The organism is Akkermansiaceae bacterium, from assembly GCA_019634595.1.
Lineage (GTDB): Bacteria > Verrucomicrobiota > Verrucomicrobiia > Verrucomicrobiales > Akkermansiaceae > Luteolibacter.
Map to the genome: position 1 here is coordinate 348,003 of JAHCBC010000002.1, position 23,191 is coordinate 371,193.

Consider the following 23,191-nt stretch of genomic DNA (forward strand, 5'->3'; position numbering starts at 1 on the left):
CATGGCGGACACCGACACACTGACGCTGACCCGGGAGGAGGTCGCCACGGCCTCTCCATGGAACGTGCTCGTCCATGATGATCCGGTGAACCTCATGGGCTACGTGACCTTCGTGCTGATGAAAATCTTCGGCTACGACGAGAAGAAGGCGGGCGTCCTCATGATGCAGGTGCACAAGGCGGGCCGCTCCGTCGTCTGGTCCGGGGAAAAGGAAAAGGCGGAGTTCTACGTCCAGCAGCTCCAGGCGCACCAACTGAAATCCTCGCTGGAGAAGGCGGAATGAAAGTCGGTCCCACACTGGAAGGCGGTCTGCGGATCGATGCGGAGGATCTCAGCGACTGGGAGATCCTCCATGCCATCCTGCATGATGCGAGGCGTGGTGAAACCGACCTTGCCCAAAGCCTCGGCGCACTGATTTCGGAGGAAGCGGGCGCGGAGGACTGGCGGGACTTCGTGGTGCCGGACTTGCGTGACGAGTTCGATGACCAGATCTCAAAAGTGGCCAAAGCCATCGAAAGCGCGATGGAGAAGTCCGGCGGCGAAGCCGGGTCCATCTGGATCAGCAAGGCGGACGGCTTCATCTGGTACGGCGCGCTGAACCAGGCGCGGTTGGCCATCGAGGACCTGCACCACTTCGGCCCGAGCGAGGATGTCTCCATGGAGGAACTCCACCCCGCGCGGCGCTCCGCCTTCTTCCGCTCGCAATTCTATCTCGCGATCCAGAGCCTGCTGCTGGATCATGTGATGCGGTGAAATTTCCGCCGGATCTCCACCAGCGCGCGGTTCACCGCTTCGCGGTCCGGGGCATCGGGCAAGCCGGAGTTCGTGAACGCCTCCGTCGCTTCCTGGAGTTTCCGTTCCGCCAGTGAGACGAGTTCATCGTAATCGAACTCCCCCGCCCTCACCCTCAGCAGGAACTCCCGGTCCGGACGGCGCACCCCCAGCTCTCCTGTGGTGGCGATCTCCCTGGCCATGTCCAGCAGGCGCAGCGTGTGCATCAGGTTCTTCGAGTCATAGCCGCGGCCATGCTGGGAGTTCGTCTGGTAGCGTTCCTCATTCCGGTTCGCGACCCATTCCCAATACTCGCGGTGGGCCTTGCAGTGGGCCTGGAAGGCATCGTGGTTGCAGTGCATCCAGCCGACCGGCTCCGCACCGATGGGGACGCTGCTGAAGACCAGCGCATCCGGATCCTTCGGGGAAACGAGGCCACGGTAGTTCGTCACGCCGTCATGGTAGATGGCATACATCCCGGCGGCGTGCTGGACGGCGGTCAGGCCGCATGCTTCAGGATCGATCCCGCGCTCTGCCAGCCATGACAGCACCGGCACACTGCCCTGCCCCTTCGGAACATGGCAGAAGTCCAGCAAGGCCAGCCGTTGCTCCGGCTGCGGATTGACGATCTTCTTGTTCAGCCCGCGGGCCTTGCGGATCTGGCCCATGGCATACTCGCCGAAGGTCTTCGCGCACAGCTTGGAAAGGAACAGCTGCGGCGGCAACAGGTCGAACAACGGATGGCGGTGGCGGATGCAGTCTTCCGGCATGCCGAGCAGCTCCAGCGCGTTCGGATTGTTCTTCAGCAGCAGCTCCACGAAGCGGCCCACCTCGTAATAGACGATGTCCCCGCGCTCGTCGGAAACCTGGTCGAGGTGATCCAGCCCGAGGATGAACTCCGTGGGCGCGACGAACACGCCGCGCCGGTCCTCGTCGGAGCCGGGCAGGTCCGTGCCATAAGCCTTGCTGCCCGCCACGCAGCCGAACAGGAGCAAGTCGGGCTGGTGCACGCGGTCTAGGGAAAAGGCCTCCGCCGCGACCGCCGGGCGTGGTGCGCCTGCCTCCAGTTCCTCCCGCAGCATGCGGTCGAGGATGTCGAAATGATCGCCGGGCCGGGCGAGTCCGGCGGCTTTTTCATCCAGATCCAGAATGGTTGATTCCAGGAAAGCGTCGATCACCGGGAGCTTGTCCATCCGGTCGCCTTCCGCGCTGCGCGCCTTGTATTCCAACAAGCCGGGGATCTCCGCCATGACATCGGCGGGTGCCAGGGACAGCAGCCGGTCGAACTCGACGGGCGGCGGGCCTTTGCCTGCGGTGACCCATGCGGCGGAAAGCAGCGCGCGCATGGCGTAGAGGTAGTCCTTCGCGCGGACCTTTTCCGCATCCAGCTTGCCCTTCATCATCTGGCGGGCCAGGCCACGGTAGTGGTCGGACGATGCACGCGGGGCGAAGACCTTCCGTGCCGCCGCCTGCCACCTTTCCCGGAAGCCGGGGGTTTCACGATAGATGATGGGGGAGTGCAGCCACTCGACCAGCGCGCCGTTGGACTTCGCCAGCAGCTTCAGCGCCTTCCGCACATCCCATCCTCCGGCGTCCAGCAGGCCCTCCAGCGGACGCTCGATGGTGTCCGCATGTTCCTTCACGGAAAGATAGGTCTCCGCCGGGCGCAGGTAGATGAAGCGGATGTCGAAGTCGCTGTCCGGCGAGGCGAATCCCCAGGCACGGCTGCCCGACTCGCAGGCGTAGAGGATCCTCACACCATACAGTGCTTCCAGCCGCTCCAACAGATTGCCGATCTCCACGTCACTCATGCACGCGGATCAGGTTACGCCCCCGCTCGATGGAATCGATCTGGAACTTCATCGGCAGGAATTTCCCGATGACGGAGATGTTCGTCGCCACATGGGAATCGAGCGAGCCGGTCGTGAAGCTGCCGCCACCGGCGAGAGCCATCGGCAGCAGCAGCTGGTCCGCCAGCCAGCGGCCGACCGGGAGGCCGGACTGGATGTGGTTGCGCATCGACTTCGCGGCACGGTGGCCCACCGCTTCGGCGGTAACTCCCATCTCGCCCAGCGCACTGGTCAGTTCGTTCACGTGGTCGAAGGTGGCGGAAACAAGGCACGTCACGCCACGTCCGGGGCCTGGTTCGCGGCGCTCGATCGCGGCGTCCTCACAGGGCAGCGTGACGAGCGCGGCATCCAGGATCCGTCCCGCGATGTCGAGGCTGAGGTGGCGCACCGGCACGCGGATGCTGGTGGCACGCAGCTCGCCGCGGTCGTGGAGTTCCACGGGCCGCAGTGGAGCGGACGGCTGGATGGCCGCCTCCATGATGCCACCGCCCGCGGGCGCAAAGCCGGTCTCCAGCAAGGAAAGGGTCGCATCCGCCCCCATCCGGCGGATGGCGGGGAGAAAGACATGATCGAGGAACTCGAACGGTGGTGCCAGCGGGTTGTGCGTGCCGCCCTCCAGCCGCAGCGTGCTCGCGCCGTCCGCATGGAGCAGCGCGGGCAGCAGCGTCTGGAACAGCAGGCCGGTGCTGCCGGCGGTGCCGATGGCGAAGCGGTGGTCCCCTCCCCTCACCTTCCCGGCACGGAAGACCAGCTCCGTGGAGCCGATCTCAGCACCGTCCGCGGTGCCATCGGAGATTTCCACCGCCGCGCGGACGCAGGTCAGATGCTGGCGCATGAGTCCCGGCTTCGGCCGCTTGCCCCGGATGTTGGTCATCCGGAACGGCTGCCCCGTGATCATGGCAAGCGACAGCGCCGTGCGGAGCATCTGCCCGCCGCCTTCCTCGCCGTCGATTTGGATGAGTTTGCTCATGAGTTGGTTTGGGTGATGAGGGATTGTCGCATTGGGAAGGCAACCTTCACGACTCGACATATTCTACAACTGATTGAACTGATTTTACGGATTACACTGATCATCAGAAAAATATAAATCTGTGTAATCCGTGTAATCAGTGGTATCCATCTCCGCTACCATGAGGATGGGTGGGTGCCAGTGTATTGCCATCAGTCATCCGCGCCGCTCTCGTCCTTGATGACAAAGCGCGCCTGCAGTTTGGCGACGGATTGGGCCAACCCGGCGGCTTCCACGCTGCGGAGGACCTCCGGGAAGTTCTTGTAGGCATCCGGCGCTTCGTCGATCGGATACTTCCGGCAGTTGGTGAGGATGTCGGAAACGTCGAAGTCGGCGTCCACGGACTTCTGGTCCAGCGTCCGCGCCGCGTGCTTCCGGCCCATGGCCCGGCCCGCGCCGTGGTTCACGGACCATGCGGTCCGCTCCGCTCCGCCCTGGGCGACCATCACCACGGACCCGTCGCGTGGGTTGCCCGGCAGCAGGATCGGGTGGCCGGTCTCCGCGAACGGGGTTCCGGCGAGCGAGAAGTGGCCGCCGGGGATCGCACGGGTCGCCCCCTTGCGGTGGACCCATGCTTTCTTTCCATCGACGACTTCCTCCCGCGCGATGTTGTGCGAGATGAAATAGACCAGCTTTCCGGTGGCACCGGGCAGGACTTCCTGGAAGGCCTCCAGCACCAGCGCGTTGATCAGCATGTGGTTCACCGTCGCGAAGTTCGCGCCGATGGACATGTCATCGATGTAGGCGTTGGCTTCCGGGGTTCCGAGCGGCGCATAGACGAGCTGCTTGTCACCGGCCGGGAACGGGGTCGCCCAGTCGCGGAACTTCTTCTCCAGGTCCTTGAACTGGCCCTGCGCGAGCAGGTTGCCCAGTCCGCGGGATCCGCAGTGGCTGAGGAAGGAAACATGGCCGTCCTTCAGGCCGAAGACGTCCGCCGCGGCACGCATCGACGGGCGGTCCACCACGCGGGTGATCTCGCACTCGCCGAAGTGGTTGCCACCGCCGTAGGAACCGAGCTGGCCGATCTTGTCGCCGAAGTTCCGGATCCGGCCCTGCGCCAGGATATAATCCAGGCGGTTGTTGAGCGCGTCATAGGTTCCATCGTGGCCGCGGTGGGACGAATCCTCGCAGCGGTCCGCCCACTCCGGCGGGATGCCGAGAGCCTCGCAGACGCGGGCGGTCGCGCCTTCGGTCACCGCCAGCACGCCGGTATCACGGTCCACGCGGCGGGATTTCTTGGCCGTCCGCTGTCCGCGTCCGGCACCGGTCGGGGTGCGCTCAACGATGGCGTTGATCAACGCGCGCCGGGTCTGCTTGTCGATGATGACATCCTCCGGGATGTCGAGCTGGAGGAGCGACATGGAGCACTTGATGTCCACCCCCACCGGGCCCGGATAGATGTGCGTCGGGGAAACCATCACGCAACCGACCGGCGCGCCGTAGCCGGCGTGCGCGTCAGGATTCAGGATCACGTCCGTCACGCCCGGAGCCATGCGGGAGTTCACCGCCTGCTGGAGGCAGGTTTCGTCGAAGTTGTCGCGGATCACGTCGGTACCGACCACGGTGATCGGCTTGCCCGCGCTGTCGGGAAGAGGGATGAAACCAAGGGCTTCGTCGGTTTTATGGATGGTGTTCATGATGATAAGAGATGTTGAAAAGGAACCGGCGACAAGAATGATGGAACAAGTGCCCCGCCATGGCCGCATCCTGGAAGGATGGCCGGGAGTCGAACCCGGGGATTCTCAAGAATGTAGTTCCACCGGCATTCGCCGGAAAATTTGATGGGTTACCTGCGGCAAGTTCGGGTCGAAGACGGGGCATCGCTCTACCAACTGAGCTACTCCGTTTTCACGGAGGCCGGAATCGAACCGGCGACATATGTAGTCTTCAAGGCATCCGCAGGGATGAGGTGGTGGTTGGTTGGAAAGGGATCGCGACAAGAGTGCGATGACATCGTTGGTTCAATGCGTCTGGTTCCGCCACGGACGTTGGTCCGGCGGGATTGGATACCCGCAACCCCTGCTACGGGGCGTTGTTCATGTAGTCATCGCGGCATTCGCGAAGTAGGAGAAACGAAGTGGTGATGGAGGTCTTGGACGGGAATCCGCGACAAAGTGTGGGAAGACATTCCAGTGCTCTGCCAGGCTGAGCTATCCGGAGAGTGTCTCCGGAGCCGGATTCGAACCGGCGAACCAGTGTAATCATCCAGGCATTCGCGGAGGGAGGGTGGACCGGCATGGCGTCGAGTTGTTAGGTGGGACATCGGCGTGAGCCAACGTGGTTGTTTGATGTAGTCCCGCCAGGCATACGCCATGCCGGAGAGTGTCATGCGGTTTTCATGCGCTTGTTGAGGGGTTGTTGGTTGATCCGCTGGATCCAGTGGTCCGCTCCGCTTTCACCGGCGGCGAATCCGGCGATGATGTCGAAGACGGTGTCACTGAAGCCGCCGATGTTGAGGATGTCCGCCCGGCTTGCGGCCTGGGTGGTCGTGTAGGGGGCGATGTCGATGCAGACGAGCTTGGCCTTGGGATTGCGGAGCCGGAGCTTTTCCCACTCCGCCATCATGGCGGTGCCGCGGTTCGCCTTCGCGTCCGCCCACGACTCGTTGTCGGAGACGAAGATCACCAGGTCCACCTTGGCCTTGTCGCGGTTGAGCTGCGCCAGGGGCGCGGAGCAGTTGGTTCCGCCACCGCCGATCTTGGCGAGCTTCACCGCGTTGGTCATGACGGAGTCCCGGGGGTTGAGCCGCAGGTTCACCACATCGCACTCGAAAGGCAGCACGTCGGCGTCCTTGTTCATGCGGAGGAAAGCGGCGGCGACCAGCGCGGCCACGTCGATGCAGCGCACCTTCGAGGTCGCGCCCTTCCGGTGACCGGTGACGGCGGCCTGCATGGAACCGGAGACGTCGGGGCAGACGACCACTTTCCCAGCGATGGCGGGCACGTTGGCGAGCGAGGCTTCCATCGCGTCCTGGAGGGACTCGCGGATGGCCCCGGGCACTTCGTTGCCCGCGTTGAGGTAGGCGACGAGGAGCTGGTAGGGGAACACCCGCGCCTTCCGGACCAGGTCTGTGTCGGCAAGCCGTGCGGCGATCCTTTTCACCCGTTCCGCGTCGTTGAAGACACCGTGCCGGGCGAAGGTGTTGAGGTTCATCCGCGTGGTCTGCCAGGAGGCGGTGTCCGCGATGGCGGCCCATCCGGTCTCACCCAGGTCCTGGGCGGTGAGCATCTGGAAGGGCACGTCGGGGACGGAACCCTGGCGGTCTTTCTTCCAGGCCTCGAACTCCCGCAGCGCCTGGGGCAGCGCGTCGCTGGTCCAGGGCTTGCCGACCAGCCAGGCGTAGAACGCCTCACGGGTGGCGGTGAGGGGCTGGGGATGGACCATCTTCACGATGTCCGCGAGCGAAGGAGCGTTGCCGACGGAGGCCTGGATGAGCTGGCGGTCCGTCGCGTAGTCCAGCCATTGGCGGACCAGCCGCTTCGGAGCGGAGCCGAGGGACTTCCGGCCGGTGACACCGGAGCGGATGATCTGGACGAAGTTCCGGAGCATCTTTCCGTTGTCGATCACCTGGGGGAAAATCTCCGTCAGGCGGTCGAGGTCACGGGTGGCCAGCACCGCGCACAGTAGGGCGGGCATGTCCTTCATGAAGCCCTTCCGCCGGGCGTAGAGGGCGGTCCGGGCGAGGAAATCCACATCCACCTGCCGGGCCAGCTCCAGCGTCTTTTCGAGCTGGGCCTCCGCGGAGGCATAGTAGGTTCCGGACAGGCAGCCGGTGACCGCCAGTTGGGCGAGCGCGGCTTCGGCGGACAGTTCGTAGGCACGGCCTCCCGCTTCGTTGACCGTGTTGGTCGCAGGGACGAGAGCGCCGCGGATGGTTTGGAAGAGGTTTCGGTTTGCCATGGAGTTGTATCCGTTGGTCAGGATGCGGAACCTATTGGCATGCACTGTGCCAGCCGGGAAAAATCAGCCTCCTGATTTTTGTAGTGGCATGATTTTCAACGGATTATTTTTTGTTAGAAAATTTCGGGTCGGAGTGGAGCTACCGGATAGACTTGATAAAATTATCCTATAGGATAAGGAAAATATCCATGAAGCGAGTTCTGATAGGACTGCTGGGCACCAAGATGGATGGTGGCACGGAAGCGTGGCGGTGGGACCGCTGGCGGCCGACCGTTTCCCTGTTCCAGCATGAGGATCTGGTGTGGGACCGCATGGAGCTGCTCGCGGAACCGACCTTCAACATCCTGGCGAAGCAGGTGGCGGATGACATCCGGATGGTGTCTCCGGAGACCTCCGTCGAGCTCCACCGGATGGATTTCGGAAAAGACCCGTGGGATCTGGAGAAAGTGTACAGCGTGCTGCATGACTGGTCGCGCGGCTACCGCTTCGACCCGGAGAACGAGGAATATTTCATCCACATCACGACCGGCACGCACATCGCGCAGATCTCCCTGTTCCTCCTCAATGAGGCGGGGACGCTGCCGGGCAAGCTGATCCAGAGTTCTCCTCCGCCTGCGGGTCGGTTCCGGACTCCGCCGCCGCCGAGGTATGCGGTCATCGACCTCGACCTTTCCAAGTACGACCAGCTTAGTACCCGCTTCGACAAGGAGCAGACGGAGGTGCTGGATTTCCTGAAAAGCGGCATCGCCACGCGGAACCCGACGTTCAACCGGCTCATCGAGCGGATCGAGCAGGTGGCCATGCGGTCGAAGGCGCCCATGCTGCTGACCGGCCCGACCGGTGCGGGGAAATCCCATCTCGCCAAGCGCATCTATGACCTGCGGAAACAACGGGCGGGTCTGCGGGGCGGCTTCGTGGAGGTGAACTGCGCCACGCTCACCGGGGACACCGCCGCGTCCGCGCTGTTCGGCCACGTGAGGGGTTCCTTCACCGGCGCGCAGAAGGACCGCCCCGGCCTGCTGCGGGAGGCGGATGGGGGGCTGCTGTTCCTCGATGAGATCGGCGAGCTGGGGCTGGACGAACAGGCGATGCTACTGCGCGCGCTGGAGGACAAGACCTTCCTGCCCGTGGGTGCGGACCGTGCGGTGACGAGCGATTTCCAGCTCATCGCCGGCACGAACAAGGACCTGCGCGCGGAGGTGGCGGCTGGCACGTTCCGGGAGGACCTGCTGGCGCGGATCCACCTGTGGACCTTCGCCTTGCCGGGGCTCGCGGAGCGGCGGGAGGACATCGGCCCGAACCTGGAGTTCGAGTTGGAGAAATACCACCGCAACCACGGCCGGGCGGTGAGCCTGAACAAGGAGGCGCGGACACATTTCCTGAAGTTCGCGGAAGCGGCGGACACTCCATGGCGGGGGAACTTCCGCGACCTGAACGCGGCGGTCACCCGCATGGCCACGCTGGCCCCCAGGGGGCGCATCCGTCCGGAGGATGTGGCGGAGGAGATCACCCGGCTGAAGGAAAGCTGGCAGCGTCCGGAGCGGGGATGCGAGGTCGCCCGCCACCGCCTTTCCGATGATCTGTTAGAAAGCATCGATCCCTTCGACCGCGTGCAGCTCTGCTATGTGGCGGAGGTCTGCATGAGATCGAAGAATCTCTCCGATGCCGGCCGCGAGATCTTCAGCGTGTCGCGTGGAAAGCGTGCCGTGACCAACGATGCGGACCGGCTGAAGAAGTATCTGGCGAGATTCGGCCTGTGCTTCGATGACGTCCGCTGATGAATCACCGCTTGCGGGCTGCTAGATCGGGTTGAAATTATTTTTGAATAGAAGCGGGCCAACAACCGTTTCACCCAATGTTATGAAAACCATATCAACCATCGCATTGAGCGCCCTTCTCATCGGTTCGGCAGGCATCGCCGAAGCAGGCCCGTTGGACTTCCTCTTCAAGAAGCACGACAGCCGGCATGACCATCGTCACGACCACCGGCATGACAACCGTCACGATCATCGCTATGACCGCGACCGTGGCCGCCCACGGATGAGCACGGAGGCCCGCGCGCAGCTCCGCCTCCGCGAGCTGGGCTACTACAGGGGTCCCATCGACGGTTCCTTCGGTCGTGGTTCGCAGGCCGCGCTCGTCCGCTTCCAGCGTGACAGCCGCCTGCGGCCCACCGGCTGGCTCGACGAACGCACCCGCCGTGCCCTCCGCCTCTGAAGCCGGGGAAAGCATCCTGACCACCACCCGCGGTCCGCCCATGCGGCCGCGGGTTTTTCTTTCCGTTAGACGTTCACGCGAACATGTGAAAGTCTGCGCCCGGACCCTTGGCAGATACCGAATCCATCCAATCCTTTCTCGCTGCCGGGCGGTGGAAGGACCGCTTCGACGACGAGATCCTCGCCGTGGCGCCTTCCTTTGTCGGAAAGACGCGTGACCTCAAGGTGGTCGGGCCGGATCCCGCCTCCGTCGCCATTTCCGGCGTGATCGCCGGGGAGGAGGTGCGGGTCGATCTGTGGGACACCGACGGCATCTGGGATCTGGAGACGTCCTGCGGCTGTGATGTGGGGTCTTTTTGCCACCATGCCGCCGCCCTGTTGCTGCGGGCGACGAAGGAAAAGGACGCGACCCGCCTGGTGGGCCGCGTGCCCGCGAAGGAGGCAGCCGCCCCCCTCCCCTCCGCCCGCGAGCTGATGAAGAGTCCTCCGGATGACCTTCCCCTGCTGGAGATCGAGCCGCGGTTCGAGCTGCATGTCACCCGCCAGCCGGCGGACCGTGCGACGCGACTCCTGCTGCAGTCGCTCGGCCAGGCGGAGCCGGACATGTGGATCTCCGCGGAGGCGTTCGCCATCTACGAAAAGCACCGTAGTCCGCTGCGTTCCGCCGCGCCGGAGTGGACCAGCCTGGTGAGCCACGGCGGCCAACCCGCGCTCATCCAGCATGACGCGGGCGCGGAGGGATGTGCCGCCCAGCAGCTCCGGGACACCGGGCTTTCCTCCCTCCACTCGAACCCTTCATGGAGGTTCCTCCTCAACCTCAAGGCGAAGGAAAATGCCGGGGTCAAGACGCCGGACCGCTGGTTCCCGGACCCCGGGCGCGTGCCTACCGACGCCTTCTGGCACCAGTTCCGCGGGGAGATGGTCGGCCGCCTGCAGGAGCTGGGATGGACCGTGGTGGTCGATGACAATGTAGGCCACCGGGTGCATGACGCGGATCCGGACCACTGGGAAACCGCGCTGTCTCCCGGGGACGGCGGCTGGTTCAGCCTTTCCGTCGGGTTCGACGTTTCCGGCCAGCGTTACGACCTGCTGCCCATCCTCGCCGGCCTGCTGGAGAACGCCTTCCTGGAGGAAACGCTGGACCGGCCGAACAACGGGCATGTCTATGCCCCCCTGCCGGACGGGGACGCGCTGCGCCTGCCCATCGGCCGGGTGCGGAAGATCCTCCACCACCTTTCCGCGCTCATCGATCCGAAGTTCCCGGGGAAAACGAAGCTGCACGCGCTGGATGCGGTGGCGCTGGCCGGGGTGGCGGAGCTGGGCCTCGACTCCCCGCCGGATCTCGCGGCGCTGGCGGGGAAGCTGCGGGATTTTTCCGGCATTGAGAAGATCCCCACGCCGGAGGGTCTCCGGGCCACGCTGCGGGACTACCAGCTTGCGGGCTTCCACTGGATGCAGTTCCTCGCACGGCACGGGCTGCATGGCATCCTGGCGGATGACATGGGCCTGGGGAAAACGCTGCAGACCATCACCCACATCCTGACGGAGAAAAAGTCAGGCCATTCGAAAGGCAGGCCCGTGCTGGTGGTGGCACCGACGTCCGTGGTGCCGAACTGGCGGGCGGAGGCGCTCAAGTTCGCCCCGGAGTTGCGGGTGCTCATCCTGAACGGCCCGGAGCGGAGGAAATACCACCGCTCCATCCCGCATGCGGACGTGGTGCTCACCTCCTTCGCGCTGCTCCAGCGGGACATCGACAGGCTGCGGGAACATCATTTCCACCTCGTCGTGCTGGATGAGGCGCAGTACATCAAGAACCCGCGTTCGAAGGTGGCGCAGGCGGCGTGCAGGCTGGACGCCTCCCACCGGCTCTGCCTTTCCGGCACGCCGGTGGAGAACCACCTGGGGGAGCTGTGGAGCCTCATGCGCTTCCTGATGCCCGGCTTCCTAGGCAGTGAGGACACCTTCAACACGCGTTATAGGAAACCCATCGAGAAGGAAGGCGACGTGGACCGCAACGAGGCGCTGAAAGAACGCGTGGCCCCGCTGATCCTCCGCCGGACGAAGGACCAGGTGGCGAAGGAACTCCCGCCGAAGACGGAGTTGGTCCATCTCATCGAGCTGCACAGCGGCCAGAAGGACCTCTACGAAACCGTCCGCGCCACCATGGACAAGCGCGTGCGCGAGGCCATCGCCGCGCGGGGCGTGGAGCAGTCGCAGATCGTCTTCCTGGACGCTCTGCTGAAGCTCCGCCAGATCTGCTGTGACCCGCGGATGCTGCCGGCGGAGTTTTCCAATGACGTGCGGGAATCCGCGAAGCTGGATTTCCTGACAGAGCTGCTGGCGCTGCTGATCGAGGAAGGCCGCCGCATCCTGCTGTTCTCCCAGTTCACCTCCATGCTGTCCCTCATCGAGGAGCATCTGGTGCGGGAAAAGATCCCCTACCTGAAGCTCACCGGAGCCTCGAAGGACCGGGGCAAGCTGGTGGAGGACTTCCAGACCGGAAAGGCGCCGCTTTTCCTCATTTCACTGAAGGCGGGCGGCACCGGGCTGAATCTAACAGCAGCGGACACGGTCATCCACTACGACCCGTGGTGGAACCCCGCAGCGGAGGCACAGGCGACGGACCGCGCCTACCGCATCGGCCAGGACAAGCCGGTCTTCGTCCACAAGCTCCTCTGCCAGGACACCGTGGAGGAGCGCATCCACCGTCTCCAGCAGGACAAGGCGAAGCTCGCCGCAGGCCTGTTGTCGGATGCGGACATCTCAGGCCGTCTGGATGCCACGATGATCCGTGGTCTTCTGGACAAGTGAGTGGCATTCCCTGACGCAGGAAGAGGCCGCATTTTTCAAAGTCCCCGCTTCGCCCGAAAGCGGAGAATCCCCGGATCCATACGGAAAATCCGAAGGTGGATGCCTTTCTCCGGTTCCGTTCTTCCCTTTCCTTCTTTTTTACCTATTGAATGGGGTTTTGTAATTGCGCAAACTGGCTCCTGTTCCCGTATGAAACCCACCCGGAAAGGTATTCCCCTGTTTCTGATCATCCTTGAGATCCTCGCGCTCGTTGCGTTTGTGATCGTCACGGTGAGGATCATCGCAGGGCGTTGAGCTTTCAGGAATGAGACGGAACCGGCCCATACTTCTCGACGGAACCGGCACGGAGCGGTATGGGTGTGGGATATGCGCATCCTTTTGATGGCGATGGTTTCCCTGGTGGCGGCAGGCTCACTTTCCGCCGCGGAGCCGAATGCCTTTCCCTACGATGAGTTCGCGAAGTTCGCGGAAAAGATGCCCGGTGAGGATGTGGGCGGGGTGAAGATGATCGCCGCGTTCCTCAAGGCGGCGCAGGCGGGCGAAACCCTTGATCCGGCGAAGGCCAACTTCCGCATCCGGATGGCGGACGGTTCCATCTCCCCCATGCGTTGCGACGTCCTGCCCGCAAAGCCGGAGGATACTGAGAATCTGGCGGACCGCAGGCGGATCCAGATGGGCTTCACCCACAAGCTGTGGATCCCGAAGGATCCTGAGAAATACAAGGGCGCGGCGATGCTCAACGACCTGCCCCAGGGCTACCTGGAAATCCAGTTCCCCCTGCCTCCCCGGGAGGATGCGGCACCCTGACCGCCTTTTTCCGCGTGACCCTGAACAAGCGGTTTGCAAGTTCCGCGCCCATCCGTTAGATTCCCGTCCATGACAAAATCCGCCCTGTTCTGCTGTGCCGCCGTTTGCCTGTTCCTCGCTTCCTGCGCCACGGAACGCCGGCCTGAATTACCGGGGGACCAGGAGACGAAGATCCGCCAGCACCGCATCGCCCCATCGGAGGATCTCGAAGCTTCCGGCCAGACCAAGGAAGGTTCGCCGCTCCCACCGACCTCCCAGGGAAGCTGGAAATTCTGATCCGCGGGGAAGCCGGGCGCTCCTGTTGACGGAGCGTGGATCCGGATGCCCGTGTCCCGCCCGGACGCGGAGAATTCCCATTTGATCCTTCCGCGCGGATTTTCCATGTTGGCGGCATGTCGAAAGAAAAAGGCGGCCGCGTGGTGGTGAAGGTGTTCCTCTATGGCATCAAGCCGGAGATCTGGAGGCGCTTCTCCATTTCCGTGGAGGCGACGTTCCTCGATCTCCACAACGCGATCCAGGCGGCGATGGGGTGGGAGAACAAGAGTCCCCATGAATTCCGCCACGGCAAGGGCAAGCGGCTCGTGGACGTGATCGGCCCCGTCGGCCTCCAGGGGGTCATCGGCGAGTTCCAGGATGAGACGCAGGTCACGCTGGCGGACTACATCGGCAAGAAGAAGCTGCCGATGCGGCTGCTCTACCGCTATGATTTCGCCGACGAATGGATCCATGAAGTGGTCTTCGAGAAAAAGGAGGAGGGCGAAGGCGGGCCGAAAATCATCGACGGTGGCCGCGCCTGCCCGCCGGAGGATTTCGGCGGGCATTTCCAGTACATGCAGGCGCTGCATGGCGAGATCGGCTGGATGAACCCGGGATACGAGCCGGAGAAGTTCGAGCCGGAGAAGGTGGACTTCACCCCGAAGAAAGAGCGGAAGCGGCGCTGAGCATCCGCGGCCACGACAGGAAATTTCCCCCCCCCCGAAGTCCATGAGCCTGCCACCACCCCTGACCGTAGAGCATGCCTGCCGCATCTCCGTGCTGGAACCTGAAAAGCGGTGGTCGCTGAAAGGCGATGTGCTGTGGGTGGCCTCCGGGGAATACCCGGCGATGCCCATTCCTCTGGCCTCCCTGAAAGAGGTGCGGCTGTTGTTCTCCCCCACGCGGATGCAGCGCAACCGCTACCAATGCCATCTTTACAATGCCAGCGGGCGCTGCGGTGCGTTCCAGAACGAGCACTTCCGGGGAATGATGGACTTCGAGGACCGCAGTGCCAGCTACAATGCGCTGGTGCGGCTGCTCGCATCCCGCGCCGCATCCGTCAATCCCCGCTGCCGGTTCACCATCGGTACGTCCTGGGGGAATTGGCTGGTGCAGACCGTCGTTCTCACGGCGATGCTCCTCGTGCTGGTCGTCATTTTTTTCACCACAGGCACTGCGGTGACGGGACTGGTGGTGGTGAAAGTGTTGATCGTGCTGTTCTACATCCCCACCGCCGGTTCCTGGATCGTGAAGAACAAGCCGAGGGTGTTCCCTCCCGGGGAGGTGCCTGCCAAGATGCTGCCCACACCTCCATGAATGTGGATGGCCTGCTGACCGTCCGGAATTTCCCAGTGGCCTTCCATGTGCTGCGTGACAACCGCGGCCTCTATCTGGTCGATGCCGGATTCATCGGCGGGGAAAGGGCGCTGGAAAGACACCTCGCGGCGCGGGGTTGGGAAAAGGAGCCGATCCTAGGCGTGATCGTGACACACGGACACCTCGACCATATCCTCAATGTGGCCCGAATCGCGGAAAGGCATGGAGCGTGGATCGCCGCACCGAGGCTGGATGCGGCCCACTATGAGGGTCGCCCGCGGTATGGCGGCTGGTCAAAGGTCGCGGGCATCTTGGAAAGGATCGGAAGACCATTGTTCGGGTTCAGGCCGTTCACTCCTGACCGTCTGTTGGACGACGGGGATTTCCTCGATGTCTGGCACGGTCTGCGGGCCATCCATCTCCCCGGCCACACCGCGGGGCATACGGGATATTTCTGCGAGAAGCTGGGGCTGCTGTTCTGCGGGGATCTTTTCGCCAGCTATCAGCGTTTCACCCATCTCCCGCCCCGATTCTTCAATGAAGATAGCAGCCGCATACCGCCCAGTGTGGGAAAGGCACTCGATCTTCCGCTGCGTGGCGTGGTTCCGAACCACGGGGATGATGCGCCGCCCGGAGTCCATCTGGAGAGGCTCCGGAAGCTCTCACGACGATAACGGCTGATGGCGAAACTGGGACCGCGGAATTCATTCCGCCCCGGAGAATCGAGCCATGCGAATCCAAGCGGAATAAATTCCGCGGTCCAGTTCCGGAAGGCTGGCTTATCTTGGAAAACCAGCAGGCGTCCGTCACGTGGCCGCGAGCCGGATCCCCTTCCCGTCCGCGGTGATCTTCCGTGCCTTGAGCAGCGCGCCGATGGTCTGCTTGAAGGTGCGCTTGCTGACGCCCAGCTCCTCCTTGATCTCCTCCGCGGAGCTGTGGTCGCCGATGGGCCAGAAGCCGCCGCGCGCTTTCAGTTCGTTGAGGATCTGTTCGGACAGGTCGTCCACGCGCTGCCGGCCCGGAGGATTGAGGGTGAGATCGACTTTCCCGTCCGGACGGCGGTCGGCGATGTAGGCGGTGAAGCGTTCGCCGGGCTGCACGTCCTGGAACACCTGGTTCGCGAAGAGCAGGCCGGTGTGGGTGTTCCCGATGACCGCCTTGTAACCGAGCGGGGTCTTGGCGAAGAGGATGATCTCCACCTTCTCCCCGCCGCGCCATGGGGGCGGGGTTTTGTCGAGATGGCGGGTGAGCCGCGTGGTGCCGATCAAACGGCCGGTTTCCTCATCCACGAACACATGGACGAGGTAGGATTTCCCCGGGATCATGCGCGTCTTCTGCTCCCGGAAGGGAACCATCAGGTCCTTCGCCAGGCCCCAGTCCATGAACGCGCCGACGCCGGTGACGGACACGCATTTCAGCTTCGCGAAGTCCCCCGCCATGGCCTTCGGCTGCTTCATGGTCGCCACCGGACGGTCTTCGGAGTCGTGGTGGAGGAAGACATCGATGAAGGCACCGACGGACCAATTCGCCGGCATCTCCCGCGTGGGCAGCAGGATGCGCCCCAGGTCCCCCCCATCGAGGTAGAGGCCGAACTTGGATTCGCGGAGAACGGGAAGGGTGGCGCGCTGGCCAATCTGCGGCATGGCGGCAGGATGGGACATCCCATGCCACCCGTCCAACATCGAACATTGAAATCTTCCGCCAGCGCGCCGATGAAAGGGGCATGACTTTGATTGTTGAACCGGTTGGGACAGTGAGGAGCAAGTGGGGTGAAGGCGCGGTCTGGTGGGGGGATGCCCTGCTCTACGTGGACATCGAGGGTCACAAGGTGTGGCGTTTCAACCCGGCGACAGGGGAAGAAACCTCCTGGGAGGTGGGCGAGCGCGTCGGCACGGTGGTGCCGCGGGAGAGCGGCGGGCTGGTCATCGCCGGGGACAACGGCATTTCCTTCCTCGATCCGGAAAGCGGGAAGCTCACCGCCATCGCGGACCCGGAGCCGGACAAGAAGCCGGACAACCGCTTCAACGACGGCAAGTGCTCTCCTGACGGACGTTTCTTCGCCGGTACCATCAGCCTGGTGAAAAAAACGGGGGACGCCCGGCTCTACCGTCTCGATCCCGACCTGACGCTGCACGAAGCCTTCGGCCCGGTGACGAACTCCAACGGAATCGTCTGGTCCGCGGATGGGAAGACGGTTTTCTACATCGATACGCCACGGAAGGAGATCATGGCGTTCGACTATGAAGCGGACGGACACCTGCGGAACATGCGGACGGTGGCGGACACCTCCCACATCGACGCGTCCCCGGACGGCATGACCATCGATGCGGACGGGAATCTGTGGGTCGCGTTCTGCCACGGCGGTTGCGTGGCCTGTTTTGACGCGGAATCCGGCAAGGAACTGCGGCGGGTGGAGGTGCCCGCGCTGGAGACGACATCCTGCGCCTTCGGCGGTGCGGACCTGGATGATCTGTATGTCACGACCGGCATCCACGGAAAGATCGAGGAAGAACATGGCGGGCGGTTGTTCGTCGTGCGCGGCCTCGGGGTGAAGGGCGTTCCCGCGAACGCCTTCGCCGGTTGAGATTTCCGGAATATCCCGGGGTTGATAAGTCTCTCCTCCGGAGGACGTTTTCTCCCAAACCCATCCAAGCAAAACCCATGAAAGCCAGCCCCGTCGTCGTCATCTCAGGCCTTGTCGTCGTCGCGACGGGGGGATTCATCGTCGGCCGGATCTCCTCGGATGAGGATGCCGCGGCGGCGAAAGCCGAAGTTTCCCGGCCGGAGCGGGTCCGTCCGGGTGGAACTGCGGCAGCTTCCGGAGAGGGTGGCCCGGGATCCACCAGATCGGCAGATGCCCGTCCCAACGGCAGGAACGCGCCCATGGCGGAAAAGCTCCAGAGGATGGAGGCCATCATGCGCGGCGAGAACCAGCTCGACCGCAGCCGCGCCCTGCTGGCTCTGATCGACCAACTGGCTCCGGGGGAGTTTGAGGAAGTCATCGCCCAGTTCCGCGCCCTGGGCATCACCCAGAACCGTCTCGGCGAGTATTCGATGCTTCTTTCCGCGTGGGCGAAAGTCGATCCCTTCGCCGCGCTGGAATACGCCCGCAACAACACCCAGGGCGGATTCGCTTCCAACACCATCCTCTCCTCATGGGCCAGCATGGACCCGGATGCCGCCCTCCGCTGGGCGGAAACGAATTTCGACGGAACCGGAGCGAATCCCTTCCTCGTCGGCGTGATCCGCGGCATCGCGGAGAGCAACCCGGCGCGTGCCACGGAGCTGCTGAAGGGCATGCCCTTCAGCGAGCAACGCGGGGAAGCCCTGGCGGGAATGATGCAGCACATCCTGAAGCAAGGTCCGGAGGCATCCCGCAACTGGATCATGGCACTGGATGACCAACGCCTGCGCGAAGGGGCGATGATGCGGATGGCGGAACCGCTGGCCGACGTCGATCCCAAAGGCACCGCCGACTGGCTGGTGAAGAACCCCGGCGAGGCCTCCAACCGGCGGCTGGATGATGTCTATGAAACATGGGCGGGCAAGGATCTGGACTCCGCGATCGCTTCGCTCAACACACTCCCTGCCGGGAACCAGCGCAGCATCGCACTCGGCGGCGTGGTCAGCCGCGAGGCTTCCAACGATCCGAAGGCCGCCCTGGCACTGATGGACCGCTACCCGGGAGATGTGAACGACGGGGTGGTGCGGGACTTCGTCAGGAACGCGGCGGGCAAGGATCCCGAGATCGCCGCGAACACCATTTCCCGCATCACGGATGAAGGGCAGCGCAACGCCACCTACCAACGCCTGCTCTGGCGCTGGTTGGAGTCGGACACGGCGAAGGCCCAGGCATTCGTCCAGGCGCACCAGCTCCCGGAGCAGGTCACCCGGATGGTCGCCCGCCGCGTGCAGGAGCTGCAGAACCGGCAGTGAGGGGTGGTGGTGCTTCCACCGCAGTCACATTGAAAGCGCAGCCGTCAACCCCATTGGCATCCGGCGGCCAGTTCCAGCCATGTCTTTGACACGGTGCCCGAGGCTGGAGATCGGTCCGAGGAAAATCAGCGCCGGCGCTTCCACGCGAGGAGCAACGAGCCGAATGCGACCAGAGAAACTCCGGACATCTCCGGAACGATGGTTGCGTTCAGGATGATATTATCGAATCGGCTCTGGCTGCCGATGGCGTCCACGTCATCGAACACATAGATCCGGAACTCCACGGCTCCGGAAACATTCGTGTAAGCGGAAAGATCAACCGACGGTCCCGGGCTCAGGGTGGTGGTTCCGCTCGCGGTTCTCATGACGGCAAAGGTTCCGAGGTTCGTCGCGAAGTTATCCAGGCTGGAACGCACCACGGCGTTGGAACTGATCGGAACGGGTCCGGAAGTCGCCACCTGCACCGAATATTTGAAGGTGAGCGACGTGAAGTTGTAGGACGTCCCGGGATCCGCGGTGACAGTGAAGGAAATATAGTCGTCCGGGGTGAGGGTGTCCGAGGTCACGCTGCTACGGATGTAAAGATCGCTCAACGTGCCGCTCCGTCCCCAGCCGTCGGCGACGGCACCGAGACCGCCTCCGGATTGGATGTCTGAAGCAGTTGAGGTGGTCTCGCTGTCGCCGGAGGCAAGACCTGAAGAGAAGTCATAACTTGCGATGATCGCCGCCTGGCACAGAGGCAGGCAGGCGGAGGAAACCAGAACAGCCAGCAGGGTTGGGAATGATTTCATTGGGATGGATCGATGGGTTATGAACTCACCCGGCCGTGGCGGCATCACTTCGGATGCACCGCCGCGCCCACAAGAGGTCTTTGATCATCTTCGTAGTGGGTAGTGATCTCCGGGTCCATAACCGGTTCCACACCAGTTGATATCGAAAACGCACATGACGCCTGCCCACACACCCATTCCAGACGGCCGCCGCGATGGTTACGGAGGAGATTCCTTTTCTTTCGCCGGGCTGGCCGGATCAGTTCATTTCCTGCGCGGCCCCTGCCACTCCCAGAGTTCGTTCAGCAGCAGCCGTTCGATCTGCTGGATCGCCCGTTCCGCGGCGCTGGAGCACTTTGCCGCGGCCAGCGTGGGCCGCAGGCGGCGGAGGGTCGCCTCCATCTGGGTGTAGAGCTGCGCCTGGCGGCGGAACTCGAACACGGAGATCATCGCGAGCGTCCATGCCGCGATGCCCGGCAGCACGGAGGGCATGAACTCCATCGCCCAACGGTCCCAGGATTCGGAAACCGGAGTCTTCAGAACTTTCATGAAGACCGCCGCACCGGTGAAGACCAGCGCCGCCCATGAAGCGATCCAGAAAAGGGTGCCAAAGATCCTCATGCGGCGCTTCGCCTTCTCCCCCTTCGCATTGAAGAAGCGGAGCTGCCCATCCACGCGCTCCCGGAGATAGGCGTCACGCGCCGTTTCCCATCCACGGCGTTCCGCCACCAGATACAGCGCCGCGCTGCGGAGAAAGGTCCGGTCTTTCTCGAAAAGTTCCGCCGCCGGTGGGTGCAGCGGGCTGCCCGGTTCATGGGACGCCAGCAGCGACCGCAGCAGCTCCGCCCTCACCCGGTCCGCCACCCAGTCCTGGAGCCTCAGCTTCGAGCCGACCCACGGCAGCGCCATCGCCACCAGCGCGAGCACGAACTTGATCGCCGCGCCGATTTCCTTTCCGGAGAGGATGAGCAGGACCAGCACCGCCTGCAGGAAGGTGGCCATATGGTTCACGGACATGGACCCGGCCGCGAACCAGCGGGACTTCGGCGCACTCGCCACCGCCCGTTCATCCAGCTTCGTGAAAAGTTCCGCGATCGTCCCCGCCGCAGGCAGGTCCTGGAAAGCCGGATCTCCACCCGCCGCGAGCGGTGTGCCCTGCCAGCGCCCCTCCAGCGTATCCGTCGCAATGATCCGGGCGGGGATCTCCCAGTGCTCCGCCTCCGCCACGGTTTCGCCGGTCCCTCCCAGCCCCCTTGCAGGTTGTCCGTCCCAGGCGAAAAGCATCCGGTCCGCGACCTCAAGCATCCTCCTTGCCACGATGTGGTAGGCGGCGGGCGCTTCCTCATTTCCCGGCGCCACCTCGCTCCAGAGCGCGGCATCCACCAGCCGCGTGGATCGCTCCCATTCTTCCGGATCATCGAAATCCTGGCGGAACCGTTCCGGGCCGAATGGCAGGATCACCACCGTCCTCATGCCCAGTTCCGCGCAGGCTTCCAGAAACAGCAGGTCCGCACCCGCCGCGGCGCTGGCGATGCCCATCACCTCTCCGTCCAGATCCGCGTCGAAATCCTCCAGCTCCTTCCGGATCACCGCCTTCAGCGCGGCGGGGTCGGCGACTTTCCGGTGCCCGGCGAAGCCGACCAGCCAGATCCGCCGGAAGGCATGGCGGGTTTCAGAGTTCATCGAAGTGGGAAAGCTTCACCGTTTCCTCCGCATGGGCGGTCCCCCGCTCGATGAGGAAGTCCATCAGTTCCAGGTTATCCAGCGTGAAGCCCTTCCGCGTCACTTTCTCCGCGGCCAGCAGGTCGTCTCCGGAGAACACCTTGTCATACCGGGCGTAGAGGAATTTCCCCTCCCCGTTCGGCCGCATCAGGTCGCCCACCTCGCCGTCCACCGGCGGGCCGAAGCGGCACTCGCCGTTCACGCGGCAGAGAAGATCCTGGTATTGCTGGAAAGAGCCGATGAGCGATGAGGGCAGGTTCTTCGCCTGTGCCAGCACATCCACGAACAGCCGGTCCCCGCGGCCCAGCTTGGTGCCACCGGTGCCGATGGAGACGACGCTCATGTTCTCACGCCCCGTCTTCCAGCAGAGGTTGTACTCCGGCAGCGTGGCCATGATGCTGAGCAGATAGGCGGGGCAGTTGAAAGGGGTCACTCCCCCGTCCTCAAACGCGAAGACGAGTGGCTTCCCCGCCTCCCCTTTCACTTCCAGGATCTCCGGCGGGAAGAAAGTCGGCGCGGCGGTGCTGGCCCGCACGAGCTGCCACAGCGGGATCTGCAGGTTGTTTCCGGGAGACTCCAGGTTGTTGTATTTCGCCTGCGGGTTGTTCGACAGCGGCCACGCGGAACCGGTCGAAGCGTTGCGCGTGACCACCAGCAGCAGCGTCTTCAGCTTCTTCGTTCCGAAGGTGGCGGGGCTTCCATCATCCTCCACGAAGAAGTCACGCAGGAACCGCGACAGGCCCTCCGCCACGAAGCGGTGGCTGGTGAAGCGTTTCAACAGGCCGGACTTCTGGAACATGGCCGCGGCGTTGATGCGGTAGAGCCGCTCGATCTCCGCCATCGGCAGCCCCCATGACACGAACGCGGCGATGATCGCCCCCGTGCTGGTACCACCCACGTAGTGGAAGTAATCCGCCAGCACCATGTCCGGGTTGCCCGTCTTTTCCCGCAGCAGCGTCTCGATCCGCTTCGCATACTGGAGCGCGAACAAGCCGCGGATCCCCCCGCCGTCGAAGGATAGCAGCCTTGCACGCGGTTCCGGTTGCAGCGTCCGTGGATCCATGGGCTTTCTCCTAACAATTCCGCGCTCCCGGTGAAATCCGAAATAAAATCCGCAGCCGGAATGCCCTGACGGTCACGCAGTCACAGTGTGCGGGCTCATTTCAATTTGACGCGGATCGCGTCCCGTGCTTTAACTGATACCGATGTCGAACCGCATCAACCAACGCTCCAGCTACCGCCGCCCCATGAAGGCCGGCGTCGCAGGCTGGTGCGCGCACCGGTTGTCCGCCTTCCGGGCGTGAGCGGGCAGTCTCCTTCATGGGATTCATTTCCTGAGACTGTCTGAGGCCACCCGCCAACCAACCGGTTCCCGGACCGTTTCCGGTGGAATCACGTACATCGCTTTCCCATGAACTCACCTCTTTTGAGTGAGGCGGACTTTGCTCGCCTCGAATCCATCCACAACCTCACCGCCACTCCTCCAAAGCCCTCGCATGAGCAACGCCTCGCGTTGGCCGGATACCTCGCATTCGCATCCGCAACGGCTGATCCGGCATCGCTGGATCTCCGCGTGGGATTTGGTGACGAAGTCATCCTGCTCTCTCCGTCGGATGCGACGGATGACTTCCGCCTCCGCATCGTCATGCCGCATGAGGCGGATCCGGCGGAAGGCCGCATCTCCGTCCTCGCCCCCGTCTCGCTGGCGATTCTGGGACACGAAAAAGGCCGCGTCGTTTCATGGCAGGCCAATGGTGCCATGAGGCAGATGCGCATCGCCGAAGTCCGCAAGCAGCGCGAGACGGACCTCGCCCCCCTTTCCTGAAA

21 protein-coding genes are annotated in these 23,191 nt (G+C 63.7%); 13 read left to right on the forward strand and 8 right to left on the reverse strand.

Annotated elements, in window-relative coordinates; translation table 11 throughout:
- Position 1 precedes the first annotated feature (1 nt).
- Complete coding sequence (gene clpS / locus KF712_07250; GenBank protein ID MBX3740767.1) at positions 2-283, forward strand: ATP-dependent Clp protease adapter ClpS; 282 nt, start codon at positions 2-4, stop codon at positions 281-283.
- Positions 280-753 carry a hypothetical protein gene (locus tag KF712_07255; GenBank protein MBX3740768.1) on the forward strand — a complete coding sequence of 158 codons (474 nt, stop codon included), beginning with the start codon at positions 280-282 and terminating at the stop codon, positions 751-753. Before clpS ends, KF712_07255 begins: the two co-directional genes overlap by 4 nt.
- Here KF712_07255 and KF712_07260 read toward each other — a convergent pair.
- From KF712_07260 to KF712_07275, 4 genes are all read right to left on the reverse strand, one after another.
- Positions 738-2,582 (reverse strand): nucleotidyltransferase domain-containing protein, encoded by a 1,845-nt coding sequence (locus KF712_07260; protein ID MBX3740769.1) that lies wholly within the window; start codon positions 2,580-2,582, stop codon positions 738-740. The two genes, KF712_07255 and KF712_07260, sit on opposite strands and share 16 nt — an antisense overlap.
- Positions 2,575-3,591 (reverse strand): RNA 3'-terminal phosphate cyclase, encoded by a 1,017-nt coding sequence (rtcA, locus tag KF712_07265; protein ID MBX3740770.1) that lies wholly within the window; start codon positions 3,589-3,591, stop codon positions 2,575-2,577. The genes KF712_07260 and rtcA overlap by 8 nt, the downstream gene beginning before the upstream one ends.
- 191 nt (positions 3,592-3,782) lie before the next feature.
- A complete protein-coding gene (locus tag KF712_07270) occupies positions 3,783-5,267 on the reverse strand; it encodes an RtcB family protein (GenBank protein ID MBX3740771.1) in 1,485 nt (494 codons plus the stop codon).
- Positions 5,268-5,955: 688 nt separating this feature from the next.
- Positions 5,956-7,530 carry a TROVE domain-containing protein gene (locus KF712_07275; GenBank protein ID MBX3740772.1) on the reverse strand — a complete coding sequence of 525 codons (1,575 nt, stop codon included), beginning with the start codon at positions 7,528-7,530 and terminating at the stop codon, positions 5,956-5,958.
- A gap of 188 nt (positions 7,531-7,718) precedes the next feature.
- Here KF712_07275 and rtcR point away from each other — a divergent pair, with 188 nt between their 5' ends.
- The 8 genes from rtcR to KF712_07315 all read left to right on the forward strand — a co-directional run bounded on the left by rtcR (position 7,719) and on the right by KF712_07315 (position 15,610).
- Positions 7,719-9,308 carry an RNA repair transcriptional activator RtcR gene (gene rtcR, locus KF712_07280; protein MBX3740773.1) on the forward strand — a complete coding sequence of 530 codons (1,590 nt, stop codon included), beginning with the start codon at positions 7,719-7,721 and terminating at the stop codon, positions 9,306-9,308.
- Positions 9,309-9,390: 82 nt separating this feature from the next.
- A complete protein-coding gene (locus tag KF712_07285) occupies positions 9,391-9,747 on the forward strand; it encodes a peptidoglycan-binding protein (GenBank protein ID MBX3740774.1) in 357 nt (118 codons plus the stop codon).
- A 107-nt stretch (positions 9,748-9,854) separates the two neighbouring features.
- Positions 9,855-12,557, forward strand: a complete 2,703-nt coding sequence (locus KF712_07290) for a DEAD/DEAH box helicase (GenBank protein ID MBX3740775.1) — start codon at positions 9,855-9,857, stop codon at positions 12,555-12,557.
- A gap of 366 nt (positions 12,558-12,923) precedes the next feature.
- Positions 12,924-13,364 carry a hypothetical protein gene (locus KF712_07295; protein MBX3740776.1) on the forward strand — a complete coding sequence of 147 codons (441 nt, stop codon included), beginning with the start codon at positions 12,924-12,926 and terminating at the stop codon, positions 13,362-13,364.
- Positions 13,365-13,433: 69 nt separating this feature from the next.
- Positions 13,434-13,640: a hypothetical protein gene (locus KF712_07300; protein ID MBX3740777.1), complete on the forward strand. Its 207-nt coding sequence runs from the start codon at positions 13,434-13,436 to the stop codon at positions 13,638-13,640.
- Between the two features lie 116 nt (positions 13,641-13,756).
- Entirely contained in the window at positions 13,757-14,305 is a 549-nt protein-coding gene (locus KF712_07305) for a plasmid pRiA4b ORF-3 family protein (protein ID MBX3740778.1), read from the forward strand.
- 43 nt (positions 14,306-14,348) lie between these two features.
- Positions 14,349-14,936 carry a hypothetical protein gene (locus KF712_07310; protein MBX3740779.1) on the forward strand — a complete coding sequence of 196 codons (588 nt, stop codon included), beginning with the start codon at positions 14,349-14,351 and terminating at the stop codon, positions 14,934-14,936.
- Positions 14,933-15,610, forward strand: a complete 678-nt coding sequence (locus KF712_07315) for an MBL fold metallo-hydrolase (protein ID MBX3740780.1) — start codon at positions 14,933-14,935, stop codon at positions 15,608-15,610. The genes KF712_07310 and KF712_07315 overlap by 4 nt, the downstream gene beginning before the upstream one ends.
- Positions 15,611-15,742: 132 nt before the next feature.
- Here the strand turns inward: KF712_07315 and KF712_07320 are convergent, their stop codons facing one another.
- Positions 15,743-16,579, reverse strand: coding sequence for a GntR family transcriptional regulator (locus KF712_07320; protein MBX3740781.1), 837 nt, complete (start codon positions 16,577-16,579; stop codon positions 15,743-15,745).
- Positions 16,580-16,665: 86 nt separating this feature from the next.
- Here KF712_07320 and KF712_07325 point away from each other — a divergent pair, with 86 nt between their 5' ends.
- Positions 16,666-17,520, forward strand: coding sequence for an SMP-30/gluconolactonase/LRE family protein (locus tag KF712_07325; protein MBX3740782.1), 855 nt, complete (start codon positions 16,666-16,668; stop codon positions 17,518-17,520).
- Between the two features lie 77 nt (positions 17,521-17,597).
- Positions 17,598-18,872, forward strand: coding sequence for a hypothetical protein (locus tag KF712_07330; protein ID MBX3740783.1), 1,275 nt, complete (start codon positions 17,598-17,600; stop codon positions 18,870-18,872).
- Positions 18,873-18,997: 125 nt separating this feature from the next.
- Here KF712_07330 and KF712_07335 read toward each other — a convergent pair whose 3' ends face one another.
- The 3 genes from KF712_07335 to KF712_07345 all read right to left on the reverse strand — a co-directional run bounded on the left by KF712_07335 (position 18,998) and on the right by KF712_07345 (position 22,427).
- A complete protein-coding gene (locus KF712_07335; protein MBX3740784.1) occupies positions 18,998-19,663 on the reverse strand; it encodes a hypothetical protein in 666 nt (221 codons plus the stop codon).
- Positions 19,664-19,906: 243 nt separating this feature from the next.
- A complete protein-coding gene (locus KF712_07340) occupies positions 19,907-21,325 on the reverse strand; it encodes a hypothetical protein (protein ID MBX3740785.1) in 1,419 nt (472 codons plus the stop codon).
- Complete coding sequence (locus tag KF712_07345) at positions 21,315-22,427, reverse strand: patatin-like phospholipase family protein (GenBank protein MBX3740786.1); 1,113 nt, start codon at positions 22,425-22,427, stop codon at positions 21,315-21,317. Before KF712_07345 ends, KF712_07340 begins: the two co-directional genes overlap by 11 nt.
- Positions 22,428-22,775: 348 nt before the next feature.
- On the opposite strand from KF712_07345, the gene KF712_07350 reads away from it, so the two are divergent.
- On the forward strand, positions 22,776-23,189 hold the full coding sequence (locus KF712_07350) for a GreA/GreB family elongation factor (protein MBX3740787.1): 414 nt from the start codon (positions 22,776-22,778) through the stop codon (positions 23,187-23,189).
- The last annotated feature ends 2 nt before the right edge of the window (positions 23,190-23,191 follow it).